The organism is Geothrix sp. PMB-07 (genome assembly GCF_030758935.1).
GTDB lineage: Bacteria > Acidobacteriota > Holophagae > Holophagales > Holophagaceae > Geothrix.
Map to the genome: position 1 here is coordinate 2343886 of NZ_CP132333.1, position 17342 is coordinate 2361227.

The 17342-nt window shown below is 67.1% G+C and carries 12 protein-coding genes; 6 read left to right on the forward strand and 6 right to left on the reverse strand.

Annotated elements, in window-relative coordinates:
* Position 1: 1 nt before the first annotated feature.
* The 3 genes from Q9293_RS10435 to Q9293_RS10445 are packed head-to-tail and all read right to left on the reverse strand — an operon-like array spanning position 2 to position 7858.
* Positions 2-4765, reverse strand: a complete 4764-nt coding sequence (locus Q9293_RS10435) for an alpha-2-macroglobulin (protein WP_306246172.1) — start codon at positions 4763-4765, stop codon at positions 2-4.
* A gap of 1 nt (position 4766) precedes the next feature.
* Positions 4767-5720: a DUF1175 family protein gene (locus Q9293_RS10440; RefSeq protein WP_306246174.1), complete on the reverse strand. Its 954-nt coding sequence runs from the start codon at positions 5718-5720 to the stop codon at positions 4767-4769.
* The gene (locus tag Q9293_RS10445; protein ID WP_306246176.1) at positions 5717-7858 is read right to left on the reverse strand and encodes a hypothetical protein; all 2142 of its coding nucleotides are present in this window, start codon (positions 7856-7858) and stop codon (positions 5717-5719) included. Before Q9293_RS10445 ends, Q9293_RS10440 begins: the two co-directional genes overlap by 4 nt.
* Before the next feature lie 155 nt (positions 7859-8013).
* Here Q9293_RS10445 and hutI point away from each other — a divergent pair, with 155 nt between their 5' ends.
* The gene (gene hutI, locus Q9293_RS10450; protein ID WP_306246178.1) at positions 8014-9222 is read left to right on the forward strand and encodes an imidazolonepropionase; all 1209 of its coding nucleotides are present in this window, start codon (positions 8014-8016) and stop codon (positions 9220-9222) included.
* A 1-nt stretch (position 9223) separates the two neighbouring features.
* Here hutI and Q9293_RS10455 read toward each other — a convergent pair whose 3' ends face one another.
* A complete protein-coding gene (locus Q9293_RS10455; protein WP_306246180.1) occupies positions 9224-9745 on the reverse strand; it encodes a bacteriohemerythrin in 522 nt (173 codons plus the stop codon).
* 239 nt (positions 9746-9984) lie between these two features.
* Positions 9985-10218, reverse strand: coding sequence for a YdcH family protein (locus Q9293_RS10460; protein WP_306246182.1), 234 nt, complete (start codon positions 10216-10218; stop codon positions 9985-9987).
* 150 nt (positions 10219-10368) lie between these two features.
* On the opposite strand from Q9293_RS10460, the gene Q9293_RS10465 reads away from it, so the two are divergent.
* The 4 genes from Q9293_RS10465 to Q9293_RS10480 all read left to right on the forward strand — a co-directional run bounded on the left by Q9293_RS10465 (position 10369) and on the right by Q9293_RS10480 (position 15129).
* Positions 10369-11313, forward strand: a complete 945-nt coding sequence (locus tag Q9293_RS10465; RefSeq protein ID WP_306246185.1) for an ABC transporter ATP-binding protein — start codon at positions 10369-10371, stop codon at positions 11311-11313.
* Entirely contained in the window at positions 11249-12163 is a 915-nt protein-coding gene (locus tag Q9293_RS10470; RefSeq protein ID WP_306246187.1) for a hypothetical protein, read from the forward strand. Before Q9293_RS10465 ends, Q9293_RS10470 begins: the two co-directional genes overlap by 65 nt.
* A gap of 81 nt (positions 12164-12244) precedes the next feature.
* Positions 12245-13705 carry an IMP dehydrogenase gene (gene guaB, locus Q9293_RS10475; RefSeq protein WP_306246189.1) on the forward strand — a complete coding sequence of 487 codons (1461 nt, stop codon included), beginning with the start codon at positions 12245-12247 and terminating at the stop codon, positions 13703-13705.
* A gap of 131 nt (positions 13706-13836) precedes the next feature.
* Entirely contained in the window at positions 13837-15129 is a 1293-nt protein-coding gene (locus tag Q9293_RS10480) for a dihydroorotase (protein ID WP_306246191.1), read from the forward strand.
* Positions 15130-15170: 41 nt separating this feature from the next.
* On the opposite strand, the gene Q9293_RS10485 is transcribed toward Q9293_RS10480, so the two are convergent.
* Positions 15171-15956: a class I SAM-dependent methyltransferase gene (locus tag Q9293_RS10485; protein WP_306246193.1), complete on the reverse strand. Its 786-nt coding sequence runs from the start codon at positions 15954-15956 to the stop codon at positions 15171-15173.
* Positions 15957-16165: 209 nt separating this feature from the next.
* Between Q9293_RS10485 and Q9293_RS10490 the strand changes: the two genes are divergently transcribed.
* Positions 16166-17338 (forward strand): thiolase family protein, encoded by a 1173-nt coding sequence (locus tag Q9293_RS10490; RefSeq protein ID WP_306246195.1) that lies wholly within the window; start codon positions 16166-16168, stop codon positions 17336-17338.
* Positions 17339-17342: the final 4 nt, after the last annotated feature.

Below are 17342 nucleotides of genomic sequence, written 5' to 3' on the forward strand. Positions count from 1 at the left end.
CTCATCGGGCACCTCCATCCACCACCTTCAGATCCAGGCCATCGCAGGTGGCCCACTGCCCTTCGTTGGACATGAGGCTCAGCTTGGCCGGGCGCAGCCGGTAGCTGCCCGCCATGCCCGCCCGCAGGTGGATGCGCACGGACTGCGTGCTCCAACTGTAGGTGCGGTTGAAGAGGAAGGTCACCTTGTCGGGATGCACTTCGATGCGGGGTTTCATCCAGGCATCGGAAGAGCCCTCATCGGTGAAGGGCTTGCCCTCCAGCACGAAACCTTCCAGCTTCACGGTGGGATTGAGTCCGCCGGGAATGGGCACTTCGAGCATCACGTAGTCCGCGTCGCGGTCCGTCCGGAACTGCACCTGCATCCAGGCCTCCTCACCGGCCTTCATCGTTCCGGTCCAGGGCTGGCGGACCCAGCCCTGACGGGCATTGCCCGTTTCCTGGGGCGTCTTCAGGCGCCACAGGTTCCGCGTCACGGACAAGCGCAGGGCAGAGGACGCATCCCCCTTGGGCACGCCGGCCGCACTGCCCGGCACCTGGTAGGCGTAGGTCCACACCAGCAGGCCTCGGCCAGAGGCGGTGACGGTCACGGGCTTGGGCTCGGCCATGGGATAGCTGCCGGCCCTGGGCTCCCGCGCATTCCAGCGGCGGGTCTCCGGCCGCTCCTTGAACTCGAAGGAGGGCCCACCCTGCACTGCCGCCTGGATGGCCAGCGGCCCCCAGTCCAGCTTGCGGGTCTTCATGAGGTAGGGCAGCAGGTCGACGATCTGGCCCGTGCTCCAGGTGGAATACCAGCCGTAGCCGCGGTATTCGGAGGCCAGGAAGGTCTCGCCCTGACGGATGAGCGGCGATTGCGGACGGGCGAGGCTCAGCGCCTTGAGGGCCATGACCGTGGGCACCACATCGCCGGAGGCATAGCTCCACCAATCCTCGCGGCGCCCCTCCCAGCGGGCCAGGCCGCCTTTCACCACGGCCTTCTGCTCGAGGGCCGCGACCAGGGCCGCGGCCTTGGGATGCTTGGCCGTGGCTGCGGCCAGGGCCGTCATGGCATGCACGTGGGCGCCGGTCCACTTGCCGTTCAGCACCTTGTCCGCAGCGCTGTCCAGCAGGCCTGCGATGGGTTCTCCTGTCTGGGCCAGGGACACCAGCAGGAAGGCCGCATCAGCTTGCGGATCCGCCGACTGCCCGTGCGTGCTTCGCTGACGCTGGGCGGGCGTGGCTGAGTCCGCCTGCCGGGCCACCTGTTGGAAGAGGCTCAGGGCCGCCTGGCGGCCGCGGCGATAGACGCCTTCATCCACCGCATAGCCCAGCCGCTTCATGGTGGCGAAGCTCTGGATGGCATAGCCCGTGGTGTGCGGATTGGCGTCCAGACCGAAGTCGTTGGGCGCGTACCAGCCCCAGCCGCCATTGGGCTGCTGGTAGCCGTAGACCTTGAACACGCCATCGCGGATGTTGCGGTCCAGGTCTGTCAGCTTCTTCCAGTCCAGGTCGGGCATGGCCCCCTGTTTCACGAGGTCGGCCACCAGCAGGTTGGGCACGAAGCTCGATAGGGTCTGCTCCACACAACCATAGGGGTAGCCAATGAGATAGGGCAGCGACGGCGCGGCCAGATGCTCCAGGTTGCCCACGGGTGTGAGCACCAGCGTGGCCTCGCCCTTGGCGGCGGGAGGCGCGGGCACGGTGAAGGTCTGGGCCGAGCCATCCAGCACCACGGAGCCCGACAGGGAAGCGGGCACCAGCTGATCCTGCACAGTGACCTTCTGGCGCTCGGCGTCCTTCAGGCCCCCGCCTTCCACCCGGGCCGTGACCGTGAGCGGCCCGGTCTTGTCGGAGAAGAGCGGCAAGGCCAGGCGATACTCGCCCTGATCCTGCAGACTGAAGCTGCCTTCGGGCGTGCCTGAGAAGCGGCCGTTCTGAACCTCCAGCCGGATCTTGCCCTGGATGGGCTGGCCTGACAGGTTGCGCACCAGGGCGATGGCGCGGGCCTCCTCGCCCACACTCAGCGTGCGCGGCAGCGTGAGCGCCACCTGCAATGGCTTGGACGAGGGCTTGGAGCTGCGGCCCACACCCACCTTGGTGTCGCTGGTCACGGCGGTGGCCGTGGCGCGCCAGGCCGTGAGGTTGTCCGGCAGCACCAGGTCGACACTGGCCTTGCCATCGCGGCCCGCGGCCACGAAGGGTGCCCAGTGGGCGGTGTCCTTGAAGTTCTGACGCACCTTGTCGTCGTCATCGGCCTTGAAGTCGCCGCGCTTGGTCTGCTTCAGGCTCCAGACCGGACGCTGGCGGCGCAGCAGGTCATGGAAGCTCCAGTCCGTCGAACCCGATCGCAACACACCGTGGCGACGCGTGGGATGGAAGAAGCGCACGGGATCGGGATGCAGTTCCTGGCTCAGCGCGTAGATGGCTTCGTCCACCACGCCCACGCTGAGATCCGCCGCTGAGGGCTTGCCCGCGGCATCGGTGACCGCCACGGAGACCTTCATGGGCTGGCCGGGCTGGTAGCGATCCTTGTCGGTGGTGACGGCCACCTGCAGGCGGCGGTCGCGCTTGGGCACGCGGAGGGGCACTTCCACCATCTGGCGGCGGCCCTCGGCCACGATCTCGAAAACGGCCCAGACATTGGGCTGCATGGCGGCGGTGATGGGAATGTCCACCAGGGCGGTGGTGCCCAGCACGGCGCGGCTCTGCCGCTGGCCCAGGCCCTCATGCTCGATGGCCCAGTGGAGGGTGAGCTTGGGCCGGGGCAGCTGCACGAGGATGCGCGCCGTGTCGCCGGGCTGGTATTCGGGCTTGTCGGCCGCGGCGCGAAGGTCGGGCACCGCGGGCAGCGGTGTGCCTTCGGCGGCCACCGTCATCTGCCGCTGGGCCACCACGGGGCGGCCCTTGGAATCCTTGGCCTCGGCCACCAGCAGGAAGGCGCCGCCTTCCGGAATGCTCAGCATGGCCTGCGGCCCCGGCGCCGAAGCCACCGTCTCGCCGGGCTTCAGCGCGCTGGGCCGGGACCACCAGTAGGCGTTGTCCTTCAGCGCGATGATGCGGGCTGCGCGCAACGTGATGGCCACGCCGGGCACTTCTTTGCCGTCCAGATCCAGCGCCCGCGCCGTCACCTGGAAGGGCTTGCCCGGCAGCGCCACCTGGCGGTCCGCGGCGATCATCAGCACCAGGTCGCCCGCGGCGGCGCGCACCTGCGCCTGACCGCTGTTGCGCTGGCCCGCGGCATCGGCCACCTTCACCACCATGCGCCACAGGCCATCGCTCTCAGCCTTGAAGCTGGGCAGGTCCACCTGGCCTTCGTCGTCCAGATCCACCTGGCCGCTCTCCATGAGCTCGGGCGCAGGGCCTGCGTCCTCGTCATCCCAGATCCACTTCGACTTGGGCGGCACCACCTTGTAGAGGAACCAGTCGGCCTTGGCGCCGCGCACGGCGGCACCGTAGAAGTAGCGGGCGGCGGCGTGGAAGTTCAGTTCATCGCCCAGGCCCACCTTGGACTTCTCGGTGGTGACCTTCACCTCGAAGGCGGGCTTCACGAACTGCTCGACCTTGAATTCAGCCTGGCCGGGGCCCTGCGGGCCCTGGAAAACGATGCGGTAGAGGCCGAGGCGACCGGCGCCCGGCAGGTTGAACTGGGCACCGTAGGTGCCGGTTTCGGCGTTGAGCAGCTTGGCCTGACCCTCGGTGACCTTCGTGTCTTCGGGATCCAGCACCGTGAAGGCCAGGTTCGCCGCGCCGCTCACGACACGGTTCTCCCCATCATCCACGCGCCGCAGAATGGCCTTGGCGAAGACTTCCTGGCCGGGCCGGTAGAGGGGCCGTTCCGTGAACGCGTAGAGGCGCTGGCGCACGGAGGCCGCGCTCTGGCCTTCGCTGGCGAGGATGGCGAGGCTGGCGCCACTGCGCGCCACGACGATGCGCCGCACCCCGGGGGTGACGGCGACTTCCGCCTTGCCCGCGCCATCGAAGCTGATGGGCTGGGCCTTGGCTCCTTCGAAGATCTGGCCAAGGATCGTACCTCCGCCCTTCGGCGCACCGTCGCGGCCATCCACCGCCTGGACACGCAGACGCGCGCCGTCCTGCTCGGAAAGCAGGGCCAGGTCGGACACCATCCAGGGCACGTAGGCCGCATCGCTGCCGCGCAGCACTTCCACCAGGTAGAGGCCCGCGGCCTGGGCCGGCAGCTCGACGCGGCTGAGGAAACCCTCCTCGCCGGATTCGTCATCCTCATGCCCCTTCTTGCCCGCGATGTCCTCGGCGACCTTGGGCACGATCTCGGTGACGAATGTGATGCCGGGTTGGCCCTCCAAGGGCAGCGCCGAGCCTTCGCGCACATGGGCGGGCGAGGTCTTGGCCGAGGTGAGGCGATCCGTCTGCTTGGCTGCGTCTCGCAGGGATTGGCTGGCGGTGCGGTGCACCGTGACGAAGGCGCGGCGGCCTCCCCAAAGCACGGCCTCGCGCAGCACGTCGAGCGGATCCTGCACCCCGCGGCCCCCTTCCGCCGCTGCGGCGCCACGGTCCACCAACACCTTCTTGAGGAAGGCGTCAGGATCTTCCACCCGGTAGATGCGAATGCGGGCCTCGGAGGGAATCGGGCCCGCCGCTTCCAGCTGCCCCGGCTTGCCGGGCAACGTGGGGCGCAGGGTGGCGAAGGCGCCGGTCCAGCCGCCTTCGCGCCAGGGACCATCAGCGCTGCGTTTCTGCGCCGTGCCCATGGTGGGCAGCAGCAGCAGGGCGGGCATCAGCAAGGTGAGGAGAGGACGGAACCAGCGCATGTCAGGACCTTGGGGCGGAAGAAAGGTCGGAGGGCCCATTCACCAGCAAGCGCCAGCGATAGAGCCCCAGGAAGGCGGCGTTTTCAGGCAAGGGACGGAAATCGGGATCGGGATGGTGCAGCAGATCATCGAGGCGGGCGCGGCGCACTTCTCCGGGTTGCGTGCGGACGCCGCTGCCCTCCGGGCCGGTGTGGTAGAGCAGCATGGGCGCTCCGTCCACATCAGGGCGCACGAAGGCCATGGCGTGGTCCGGCTGGGCGTGGGCGCCGCCGCGAGCGAAGAAGATCAGGTCACCGGGCTTGGCCAGTTGCAGATCGCGGCCCAGGAATTCGCAGGCGAAGCGCCGCAGGTAGGCGCCCTTGGCGAAGGGTTGCGGACCATCCGGTGTGGGGAACCCCGCCCGCCAGTCACGAACAAAGCCCGGTGAAGGATCCTGCGCCGGGGCCCCGGACGTGAAGGCGACGCGTTCACGCCAGGCGGCGGTGTGTGTGGCCAACGCCTCACGGAACGCGAAGCGGAGCAGGCCCGCACAGTCGCGCTGAGCGGGTTCCCAGGCGGGGCTGGGCGCCTCCACCTGCTGCTCGAGCAGGGCCACGAACCAGGTGCGGAAGGCCTGGCGGTCACCCTCTTCGCTCAGGGCCAGGGTGATGGCAGGTGAGGCGTCCATGGACAGGGATTGTCTGAACCCCGGCCAGGCCGTGACCATGGCCTGAACGGGCTGCTCGGCCCGCAGAAAGAAGCCTTCCCGGGCGTTCCCCCACACTGGGGCGCCCGTCACCGCCACGCCCCATCCAGGGCGCCTGAGGCCAACCAGGCTTCGGCTCTCAATGCGGAGGTGGCGCACCGGGTTTGTGGCGGAAGATTCCACCACCACATGATGGCGCACGGGAACCAGCAGCAGGATGGCGCCTGCGCCCACGGCCAGGGCCGCCGCCAGAACGCGGACCGGCTTCATCGGGGGCGACCCTCCAGGCCAGCGGCGGTCCAATTCCAATCGATCTTCACGGGGCCGAGGGCCTTCACGGCGCCCAGAAAGGGCCCCAGGCTGAAGGCCAGTTCAGCGGCAGCCTCGTCTTCGGTCGTCGTCTCCCCGATCCACCAGCCGCTGCTGGTGCGGCTACGGAGGAAGGCCAGCAGCAGGTTCTCCAATTCCTTGGAAGCCCTGGCGCCATCGAGCTCCATGCGACCCCAGGCATTCGACGGGCTGTCGGCCAGGGTGGGCGCCTGGCCCTGAAGGCCCGCCGACACGGCCTTCACGGCACCTTCGTCGGTGCCCAGCACCAACGTATCGCCCACCAGCGACCAAGCGGGACGGAAGGCCTGGGCTGTGGCCAGGCGATGGATCTCGGCACTGCCAAAGGCCTGCTTCTGGTTCTGCCCCTTGAAGAGTTTGGGCAGCAGCTTCTTCAGCAGGTTCTCCACCTGGACCCGCTTCGCCCCCTGCACGGGCAGGGCCAGGGCCAGGCTGGGCGCCATGCCGGGTTCGCCGAAGCCGCCAAACGCCGAGATCTTGCCGTCGCGCTGGGCCTGCATGGCTCGCCAGGGATCCTCTTTGCGCAGCCTGCCCAACTCGGCCAAGGAGGCCTTTTCGGAGGGGTTCAGCGCAGGGGCGGTCACCCAACCGTTCCAGAACAGCGCCGCGCCACGGAGATCCAGGCAACCTTGCAGGGCCGTCGCATCCTGCCGGAGTGCCGACCGCTGGCGCTGCCGATCCTGGGCTTTGGCCAGGGCATCCTGGTAGTTCTTCCGCTGTTCTGGGGTCAGGTTCTGTCCGCCGTTGGCGAAGTCAGGCAACTGCGGCAGGGCGAACTCGCTGTCGTCATCCACGCGAAGGATGCTGTCCACGAGTTTTTCCGTCGGTCCCGCGCCCAGCGCGAGACTGAGCGCGCCGGTGCGAGGCGCAGCCTTGGCCACGAAGGGATTCGGCCAGGTGCCCTGCTGGGCGTTGATCCCTCGCCGTCGCAGCGCCTGGATCTCGAAGGAGGCATCGGCACCGATGCGCGGGGCCAGCCAGAAGGAGAGCTCGGTTTCGGGGTTCATGGCGGATAGCGCCACGCGGGCCCATTCGCGCCGCTCACCCAAGGTGGGGTCGGGCCCAGAGAACAACAGCGCGCGCAAGGGCGCTTCCCGGTCGCTGATCCATGTCCCTTCGGCCCGCTGGATCATGTGGAACACGCCGCCGGATCCCCGCAGTTGCTGAACATCCGAGGATGCGCCAGGCCCTGTCCATTTCGCCACCCGGGATCGCGCGCCCGAACTCAGCGGATTCAGCTTGAGTAGCGACATCATGAGCTGGGTGCGGGTGGGCAGGTCACCGGGGATGAAGACGAGGGTGCCCTGTAGGTTCCGTCCACCGTCGCGTTCCACCCCGTAGTGCAGCAGCCACGCTTCGCGGTTCGCCAGCGGCTCCAGCGCGGGCGAGGCCTGCTTCAGCCAGGGTTCCAGGTGACGTGCCGCAAACCCCGCACGGCTGCCCTGGGCCAGGGCGGGCACGATGCCCGCCGCAGGCGCTCCCGTGGTCGGAGCCGCCGTTCCGCCCGCCAGTGCCACCAGTTTTTCCAGGCCGGGACGGAGCTGCTTCAGGTGGATGAGCACACCAGGCTGGGCCGCGGCCTCCATGCCTTTGGGCAGGGCGGCGCTGCCCGTTTGCGTGAACAGAGCCGGGCTGGGGATCCACTGGAAGCGCCAGGCCCCACGGTCGAGATGAAGGCCGAGGCCATGGGTCCAGGGCCGCTCCACGCGGTCTGGCGAGCCCAGATAGGCATAGGCATCCGCCCCGCTCTGGCGGTAGCCGCGCTGGAACAGGAACAGCGCCGCATCGGCCCCGCCGTTCTTCAGGGCCTCGCCGGCCCAACTGCCCGTGGACCAGGCGGTGAGCGCCCACAGCGCAGCGCGGCGGTCACTGGCGTTGCGCAGCCGCGCCAACGCTTCGGCGCGCTGATCATCTGCGGGGGCCTGCTGCCACTTGCGGCTGTTCCATTGCGAATGGCCCTGAGCATCGTAGTGGGACACGTTCCAATCGCGGATGCGCTCGCTGGCCCAGGCCGGAATCTGGGTTTGCGCCTGAGCAGGCAGCGCCACTCCCATGAACATGAGCGCGCAGAAGCCCTGTGCGAGGTGTCGCCTTCCCAATTCCCTGCCCTGCACTGGAACCTCCCGGTGTCGAGCGATCCTAACAAGGGATCCCCCCAGCGCCCAGACCGGGAGGCGTGATTTTTTACATCCACCATCCCTGGCAGACTGGTGCCATGGCAGACCGTCGCGTCCTCACCAACCTCCGGGGCCTGTGCACCCCCGATCCCGCCCGTGCCTGGGCTGTGGACCGCATTCCCGATGCCGCCCTGGCCCTCGAAGGTGGCCGGGTGGCTTGGATGGGCCGCGCCGCAGATCTGCCCGCGCACTGGAACGACGCCCCCAAAGTGGACGGCGGCGGCGCCTGGGCCACGCCGGGCTTCGTGGATCCCCACACCCACCTGCTCTTCGGCGGCAACCGCTCCGGAGAATTCAACCGGCGCCTGGCCGGCGTCAGCTACCAGCAGATCGCCGCAGAAGGCGGTGGCATCCGCGAGACCGTGCGGGCCACCCGGGCCGCCACAGTGGAGGAACTGGTCACCACGGGTGAAGCGCGCCTGCAGGCCTTCCGGCAGCGGGGCGTGGTGCACCTGGAATGCAAGACGGGCTACGGCCTGGAACTGGAGGCGGAATCCCGCATGACAGCCGCCTATGCGGAGTTGAAGCGCCGGGGCTGGAGCCTGGACGTGACGCTGCTGCCCGCCCACGACATCGCCCCGGAATTCCATGGCGATGCCGAGGCCAACCTCCGTGCGGTTTCCGAAGACTGGCTGCCGGAACTGGTGCGTCGCCATCCAGGTGTGGCCCGTTTCTGCGACATCTTCGTGGAGACTGGCGTCTACACCCAGGAACAGGGACGCCGCATGTTCGCCGCGGGCAAGGCCCTGGGCCTCATCCCCCGCGTGCATGCGGACGAGCTCACCTGGACCGGCGGCGCCGAGCTGGCCGCCGAAGTGGGCGCCGCCAGCGCGGACCACCTGATGTTCTGCAGCGAGGCGGGCATGAAGGCCATGGCAGCCGCCGACGTCACCCCGGTACTGCTGCCCGCCACTACGCTGTTCCTGGGCATGCGCGACTGGGCTCCGGCCCGCAAGATGATCGAGGCGGGCTGCCGCGTGGCCCTGGCCACGGACTTCAACCCTGGCTCCTGCCCTTGTGTGGATCCGCTTACCGTGCTGCGCCTGGGCTGCCTGCAGCTGCGCATGACCTTCGAGGAGGCCTTTACGGCCATGACGCTCCACGCCGCCCGCAGCCTGCGCCGCGACGACCTGGGGCACCTGCACCCCGGCGCCAAGGCAGAGGTGCTGCTCTGGGATGTGGAAGAACTGCTCGAGCTGGTCTACTGGGTGGGCGAACCCTACCGCCCGCGCTTCCTCAACGCCTGATTCAGGAAATATCCGCCAGGGCTTTGCGGCGCCGCCGCGCCTTGGCGTGCTCGCCCCAGAGCGGGTCCTCCTTCAGCACGTGCACCTTGATCCAGGCGTAAAGCACCTGTGAGAGCTCCAGACCGGCGCTGCGATCGCCACTGGCAATGCGTTGTTGGAAGAGCTGCAGCTGGTGACGGAAGGTTTGATGCAGGTTCCGGTGATTGGCCAGTCCCGGGAACTCGATGTGCTCCAGATAGGCTTCCTCCAGGGCCAGATGGCCCTCCAGGTGGACTTCCAGGGTTTTGAGGGCCGCGTCCATCCCCACGGTGTCCGCCCCGGCCTTGATCAGAGCCTGGAATTGCTTGACAAGGCGGAAGAGGATTTCGTACTGCTCATCCAGCCGGGTGACCCCGCACCGCCACGGTGTCGATCGCTCCCCGGAAGGCGAATGGATCTTGCTTGAGTTCAGGCCAGCAGGCCGAGCGGCGGCATCCTGCGGTTCCTTCAGGAAAAAGCGTTGGATAAAAGCCTGCAGGCCCATGTACAGGATCCGAAATCGCCTTGGCTGTCTCCGCTCGACAAACGCTGCTGGCACGATGACTCCTGTGGTGGAAATAACGGATTCCGGATGGGAATCTCCATTCCTACCACACAAAGTCGCTCGTAAATCATTAGCAAACGTTAATCAAACCCTTTTAAATCATTAGCAAGCGTTAACAAAAACAAAGCCCTGGGACTTCATTCCCAGGGCTTCCCCCGCATGGGGTTGATCGGTAACGCCTACTGATCAGCGTGTTTGGAGACCTCCTGCACGATGTGGTAGATGCGTTCTTTGGCGCGCAGCTTGATCTTCTTCAGCTCCACCTCTTCCAAGGATTCCTTGGCGGAAAGGCTGGGCTTTTTCTGGAGATCACCCAGCCGCGAGTCGGCGGACTTGTGTTCCTCCATGAGCTTGCGAAATTCGAAATGCTCCTTCATCAGGCGCTCTTGAACATCTGGGCGCAGGAAATCCATGCTTCCTCCATGCCATGGCGGGACCGTTGCGAGTTCCGCAGGGTGATTGGGTGGACCAAGGGTAGGACCGCCATCGGGAACGTCAAGCCCTATTCCGGGGGGCTTTGGATTTCCTATGACAGCCGTCACTTCCATGCGAACCTTTCGCCCATGTCCCTCACCATCAATGGCTTGGTCCTGCACCGGACGGACGGGGTGCGCCTGCTGGGCCCGCTCAGTCTGTGCCTGCATCCGGGCGACCGGGTGGGGCTGGTGGGGGAAAGCGGATCGGGCAAGAGCCTTCTGGTCCATGCACTCTTCAGGGCCCTGCCTCGTGGCGTGGTGCAAACCGCTGGAGAGAGCCAGGTTTTCGGCACCTTAGTGAGCCAGATCCAGGGTGAGGACCCCACCCTGGGTGGGCGCATGACCTGGGTGCCGCAGGACCCGCGGGCAGCACTCAATCCCATGCTGACCCTCGGCGAGCACCTGGCCCTGTTGCCCGGTTTCCACAGGAGGGAAAGGCCAGGCGCCGCCTTGGCTCGCTTGAAGCCTTTGCTCGAGCAACTTGGCCTGCCCACGGACCAGGGCTTGCTCGGCCGGTTTCCCCACCAAGCCAGCGGCGGCCAGCGCCAGCGGATCTGCCTGGCCATGGCTCTGTCCTGCGACCCCGAACTGCTGGTGCTGGACGAACCCACCACCGCCCTCGATCCCCTGGCCCAGCGGGAGTTCCTGAACCTGGCCCTGAGCCTGCAGCGGGAGCGCGGCCTTGGTTTCCTCTGGATCACTCACGATCTCGCTCTGGCAGCCGAGGCCTGTGATCGCCTGCTGGTGATGTACGGCGGGGAAGCCATGGAGGCGGGGCCAACCCGAGTTGTGCTTGCCAGGCCGCGCCATCCCTACACCGCCCGGTTGTTGTCAGCAGCCCGGCAGGAGCCATCCACGGACGCCGGCTACCTCCCCGCCCCTCAACATCGACTGACCGGCTGTCCATTCCAGCCACGTTGCCTCCAAAGGGAGGACTCCTGCGCCACCTGGGGGGCCTGGAGCGCTGATGGGGACGTCGATCAATATGGCGTCAAAAAAGGCTTTGGCCTGCGTTGCGAACACCCCCTCTGACCCCTATCGTGTGGTCACCATGCACCCGCTGCTCCGATCGCTCGACTTAAACCCAATCGCTGGGAATGAGACCACTGTGTACGGTGTGCATCCCATTCGAGAAGCTGCTCCAGCTCGATCCAGGGGCATTCCCATCCTCTTCAGTTTGGGAATGACGCCACTGATCCTCTATGGACTTTCCATCAGTCTGACCCATGGCCATTTGGATTCGTTGATCCGAAGAGAACCAAGCCAGCACCGCGAATCCGTCTCCCTTACGGTTCAGGAAGCAGAAGTAGCCTTTATCAGGCCTCCGACCAAGTACCTCATGGGATCAGAGTCCCCTGGAGGTGAGGGCCATCGAGAGGGGACCGATGGTCTTGATCCCCGTTTGGTGGCCCATACATCCATCTTCTCCCAGCCCAGCGACGCCATCGATCCCGATGAACTGACCCTGTCTCCCAGGGCAACACCAGTTTTTTTGTCTCTAAATCCAACCCTTCCGCTTCGAAGCGGTGGCAATGGTTTGGCAAGCGGAACCGGACGAGATTCAGCCAGGGGTTCTGGCGGGCATATTCGAGAGCAAAAAACCTATGACTTCAAACTCATTCCGACTCGACAGGTCAGCGTAAGGCATCAACTGAAGCCGGGCGAACCAACCAAGGTCGCCGCAGATGTCTTGGTGCGGTTGCAGATTGGAGAGGATGGTGTGCCCATGGATGCAAGTGTCCTCTCCGGCCCGGCCTTCCTTCATGCGGAATCCATCCAGGCAGCCTTGCAGTGGCGGTTTGAGCCCTTGGCCCCCCACGGACTCAAGGCTCCCTTGTCACTAACCTTGGTGTTCCAGCCTTTCCTGCTGCCGGCGCTATAGCCCGCCCTGGAACCCGCGCCCCGCCCGTGAGACCATGGGTTGCAAGGTCCCGCAGGTCGCGGGCCCGGACAAAGGCTTCCCATGCTGACCTTGCCCCTGATGCGCGCATTGACCTTCGACGACGTTCTGCTCGTTCCGGGGTTCTCGGAGCTCCACCCCAACCAGGTGGATCTGGGCACCCGGATCACCCGCGACATCGCCCTGCGCATCCCCCTGATCTCGGCCGCCATGGATACGGTGACCGAAAGCCGCATGGCCATTGCGCTGGCACAGCTGGGCGGCATCGGCATCATCCACAAGAACCTCAGCCCCGAGCGCCAGGCCGAGGAGGTGGACAAGGTGAAGCGCAGTGAATCCGGCATGATCACGGATCCCATCACCATCGAGCCCGACGCCCCCATCCGCGAGGCCGAGGCCCTCATGGCCAAGTTCCGCATCAGCGGCGTGCCGGTGGTGGAAGGGCACAAGCTGGTGGGCATTCTCACCAACCGCGATCTGCGCTTCGAGACCCGCTGGGACATCCCCGTGCGCGAGGCCATGACCAAGGACAACCTGGTGACCGTGCCCGTGGGCACCACCCTGCAAGAGGCCCGCGCCATCCTGCAGAAGCACCGCATTGAGAAGCTGCTGGTGGTGGACGGCCAGGGTCAGCTCAAGGGCCTCATCACGGTCAAGGACATCGAGAAGTCCATCGAATACCCCAACGCGTGCAAGGACGCCTTCGGCCGCCTGCGCGTGGGCGCCGCTGTGGGCGTGGGCAAGGATCTGCTCACTCGTGCGGCCGCGCTGGTGGAGGCCAAGGTCGACGTGCTCTGCCTCGACAGCTCGCACGGGCACAGCCAGGGCGTGCTGGATGCCGTGAAGGCCCTCAAGCAGGCGCATCCCCAGGTCCCAGTCATCGCAGGCAACGTGGCCACCTACCAGGGCGCCAAGGATCTCTGCGCCGCTGGCGCCGACGCCGTGAAGGTGGGCATCGGGCCCGGCTCCATCTGCACCACCCGCATCGTCACCGGCGCGGGCATGCCCCAGATTACGGCCGTGAGTGAAGCCAGCCGGGCCTGCCGCGAAGCGGGCGTGGCCTGCATCGCCGATGGCGGCATCAAGTTCAGCGGCGACGTGGCCAAGGCCATCGCCGCTGGCGCGGACTGCGTCATGATCGGCAGCCTCTTCGCAGGCACCGACGAGGCCCCGGGCGAAACCATCTTCTTCGGCGGTCGCACCTTCAAGGCCTACCGCGGCATGGGCAGCCTCGGCGCCATGAAGCAGGGCAGCAAGGACCGCTACTTCCAGGAAGGCAAGGACGACACCAAGCTCGTGCCCGAGGGCATCGAAGGCCAGGTGCCCTACAAGGGGCGCATGGCCGACCTGGTCACCCAGCTCATGGGCGGCCTGCGCGCCGGCATGGGCCTGAGCGGCGGCAAGAGCATCGCCGACTTCCAGCAGAAGGCCACCTTCGTGGAGATCAGCGGCTCCGGCCTGCGCGAAAGCCACGCCCACGACGTGATGATCACCAAGGAAGCGCCGAACTACCGAATGGAGTAGCCTCCATCAATCCACCACCAAGACGCGAAGCCACCAAGAAAAGCATGACGGACTTGGCAGCCACAGGCCTTGGTGTCTTGGTGTCTTGGTGGTTAGCTTTTTCTTGGATTGATCCCTCCTCGGAGCCTCCTATGTCCTTCCTTGTGAAAAACGTCCGCCTGATCGATCCTGCCCAGGGCTTCGACGGACCAGGAGCCCTGCTGGTGTCTGAAGGCCAAGTCGTGGCCGCCGGGGTCGAGGCAACAAACCACCCCCAGGCGGCGGGAGCCGAAGTGGTGGATGGCGGCGGCGCGGTACTGGCGCCCGGCTTCGTCGATCTGCATGTGCACTTCCGCGAGCCCGGCCAGACCCGCAAGGAGAGCATCGAAAGCGGCAGCCGCGCCGCCATCGCCGGCGGCTTCACTGCCGTGTGTGCCATGGCCAACACCAAGCCCGTGAACGACTCAGTGGCCATCACCGAGATGATGCTCACCCGCGCCGCCAAGGCCGAGCTCTGCCGCTACTTCCCCATTGGCACCGTGAGCCGCGAGATGAAGGGCGAGGAACTGGCCGATATGGGCACGCTGAAGGCCGCGGGCTGCGTGGCCTTCTCCGACGACGGCCTGCCCATCTCCAACGCCTCGCTCATGCGCCGCGCCCTGGAATACACGCGCTGGCTGGACGTGCCCGTGGTGGCCCATGAGGAGGACAAGGATCTCGCCGGCAAGGGCTACATGCATGAAGGCGCTGTGAGCGCGTCGCTCGGTTGCCTGGGCATTCCCGCCGCCGCCGAAGAGGCCATGGTGGCGCGCGACATCATCCTGGCCGAGCACACCGGTGGTCACTTGCACCTGGCCCACCTCAGCACCAAGGGCTCCATGCGCATGGTGCGCGAAGCCAAGGCCCGCGGCCTGAATGTCACCTGCGAAGTGACGCCGCACCACTTCGCCCTGTCGGACAAGGAGCTCATGAAGTTCGACAGCGACTACAAGATGAACCCGCCCCTGCGCACCGAGGCCGACATCCAGGCGGTGCTCGAAGCCATTGCCGACGGCACGGTGGATGCCATCGCCACGGACCACGCGCCCCACGGCTGGGATGACAAGGAAGTGGAGCTGCCCATCGCCGCCTTCGGCGTCATCGGCCTGGAGACCGCCCTGCCCCTCACCCTGGAGCTGCTGGTGAACCGCGGCGTCATCAGCCTCTCGAAGGCCATCAGCCTGCTGGCCTGGGAGCCCGCCAAGGTCTTCCACCTCGATCGCCAAGGCCTCGGCAGCCTGAAGCCCGGCGCCCCCGCCGACTTCGTGCTCTTTGATCCCACGGCCAAGGTGCAGGTGGACCGCGCCTTCATCCAGTCCAAGTCCTACAACACCCCCTTCAAGGGCTGGAGTCTGCCCGGCAAAGTGCTGAGCACCTGGGTGGCCGGCAAGCGCGTCTGGGGCTAGGCCCGACCCCCAGACACCCGCCCCTCAACGCCCCTCAAGCCTCAGGCAGACGGCTTCTCGCCCTGGAGGATGTCGGGGCGCAGGGAGCCCATGGTGAGCACCATCAGCAGCAGGCGGGAGGCCACCGAGCCCCAGCGCCGGAGGTTGACCAGGCCCAGCTGACGCAGCTCGGCCTCGTACTCCGCCACGTGGCGGATGTCGTGGATGAGCAGGCGACCCCCGGGCCGCAGCACCCGGGCGATCTCGGCCATGGCCTGGGCCCGCCCGGAGGCCTCGTAGATGTTATGGATGGCCACGTTGGACACCACCACATCGAAGCTGGCATCCGCAAAGGGCATCTCCCGCATGTCGCCGGTCTCCACCGCCACCCGGTCCGCCACGCCTTCACGCCGGGCATTCTCCAAGGTGGCTTCGGGGCGGTTGCCCGAAAGGTCCTCCTGACTCCAGAGGTCGAGGCCTGTGGCACGGCCGGTGCTCAGGCGCCGGGCGGCCCCCACCAGCAGCAGGCCCCGGCCGCAGCCCACATCCAGCACCTGCTCAGCCCCGGTGAGGGCCACACGATCCAGCAGACGCTCCCGCTCCTTGTACTTGCCGATGCGGCTGTCGTAGAGCATCCAGCCCGCCAGGAATCCACAGGTGCAGGCCACCCCAATGCCGGTCTTCGCCAGATCCACGTGGGCCAGCACACCCGACCAGAGCCCCGCGGCCGCGGAGGCCCAGGCCGACAGCCCCGCCAGAGCCACCAGCAGGAGGTTGCGAATGACGCCTGGGGCATCCACGCCATAGTCAGGCCGGAGGGTTTGAGGGTTCGCGGTCGGGAGGGGCATGGGGGCAGCATGCCATCTCCACTCGGCGGAGGCCAGATGCACGGGCGAACCTCTTGAACAGAGCCGCTGCGGAACTCGATGCCGCCCCCCCAAGGGCTGACGGGGCAGCCTCACACCAGTTCCGGGCGACAGAGCGTCAGGGCTTGCTATCCTCGACCCTGATCCGTCCTCGAAGGCCGGTCTTCCCCGGCCTCTTCCCCGGAGCACCCATGTCCCACGCCGTCATCCTGCAAGCCCTCCGCAGCCCCATTGGCAAGTTCCAGGGCGCCCTGGCTCCGCTCGCGGCGCCGGATCTGGCCGCCCAGGTGATCAAGGCCCTTCTGGCCGCGGTGCCCGGGGCCGTTCCGACGGAGGCCATCCTGGGCAATGTGGTGAGCGCGGGGGTGGGCCAGGCTCCGGCCCGCCAGGCGGCGTTACGAGGCGGACTCGCTTCCTCCATTTCGGCCCTCACCATCAACAAGGTCTGCGGCAGCGGCCTCAAGGCCATCCAACTCGGCGCCAATGCCGTGCGCCTGGGCGACCATGACGTGGTGCTGGCGGGCGGCATGGAATCCATGTCCAATGCTCCCTACTTGATGCCCAAGCTCCGCGTGGGCGCCCGCATGGGCCACACCGAGGCCAAGGACGCCATGATCCTCGACGGCCTCTGGTGTGCCATGACGGACCAGCACATGGGGCACACGGGTGAACTCGTCGCCACCAAGTACGGCGTGAGCCGGGAAGCCCAGGATGCCTGGTCCGCCGAGAGCCACCGCAAGGCCGTGGCGGCGATTCAAAGTGGCGCCTTCAAGGCCGAAATCGTCCCCATCGCCGTGCCTGGTCGGAAGGGCGATTTGATCGTCAGCGAAGATGAAGGCCCGCGCCCGGACTCCACCCCCGAATCCCTGGCCAAGCTGTGTCCGGCCTTCAAGAAGGACGGCACCGTCACCGCGGGAAACGCGCCCAGTGTCAATGACGGCGCCGCGGCGGTCCTGTTGAGCTCGGAAGCCTACGCCAAAGCCCACGGTCTGCCCATCCAGGCCCGGATTCTGGGAACAGCTACCGCCGGACTGGATCCCGAATGGGTGCTCATGGCGCCCGTGGAAGCCATCAAGAAGCTGCTGTCCCAAGTGGGTTGGGCCGTGGGCGACGTGGACCTCTGGGAGATCAACGAGGCCTTCGCCGTGCAGATGGTGGCCACCGCCCAGGAGCTGAACTTGCCCGTGGACCGCATCAACATCCATGGCGGCGCCGTGGCCCTGGGCCATCCCATCGGGGCCTCCGGCGCCAGAGTGATGGCAACCCTGCTCCATGCGCTGGAGCGCCAGGGCAAGCAGCGCGGCGTGGCCGCCCTCTGCCTCGGCGGCGGCAACGCCATTGCCATGGCCGTTGAGCGAATCTGATGTC

Bases quoted from the DNA above. Each gene is read 5' to 3' on its own strand.
- Q9293_RS10435 (WP_306246172.1), bottom strand. From the start codon at position 4,765: ATGCGCTGGTTCCGTCCTCTCCTCACCTTGCTGATGCCCGCCCTGCTG.
- Q9293_RS10440 (WP_306246174.1), bottom strand. From the start codon at position 5,720: ATGAAGCCGGTCCGCGTTCTGGCGGCGGCCCTGGCCGTGGGCGCAGGC.
- Q9293_RS10445 (WP_306246176.1), bottom strand. From the start codon at position 7,858: ATGTTCATGGGAGTGGCGCTGCCTGCTCAGGCGCAAACCCAGATTCCG.
- hutI (WP_306246178.1), top strand. From the start codon at position 8,014: ATGGCAGACCGTCGCGTCCTCACCAACCTCCGGGGCCTGTGCACCCCC.
- Q9293_RS10455 (WP_306246180.1), bottom strand. From the start codon at position 9,745: ATGGGCCTGCAGGCTTTTATCCAACGCTTTTTCCTGAAGGAACCGCAG.
- Q9293_RS10460 (WP_306246182.1), bottom strand. From the start codon at position 10,218: ATGGATTTCCTGCGCCCAGATGTTCAAGAGCGCCTGATGAAGGAGCAT.
- Q9293_RS10465 (WP_306246185.1), top strand. From the start codon at position 10,369: ATGTCCCTCACCATCAATGGCTTGGTCCTGCACCGGACGGACGGGGTG.
- Q9293_RS10470 (WP_306246187.1), top strand. From the start codon at position 11,249: ATGGGGACGTCGATCAATATGGCGTCAAAAAAGGCTTTGGCCTGCGTT.
- guaB (WP_306246189.1), top strand. From the start codon at position 12,245: ATGCTGACCTTGCCCCTGATGCGCGCATTGACCTTCGACGACGTTCTG.
- Q9293_RS10480 (WP_306246191.1), top strand. From the start codon at position 13,837: ATGTCCTTCCTTGTGAAAAACGTCCGCCTGATCGATCCTGCCCAGGGC.
- Q9293_RS10485 (WP_306246193.1), bottom strand. From the start codon at position 15,956: ATGCCCCTCCCGACCGCGAACCCTCAAACCCTCCGGCCTGACTATGGC.
- Q9293_RS10490 (WP_306246195.1), top strand. From the start codon at position 16,166: ATGTCCCACGCCGTCATCCTGCAAGCCCTCCGCAGCCCCATTGGCAAG.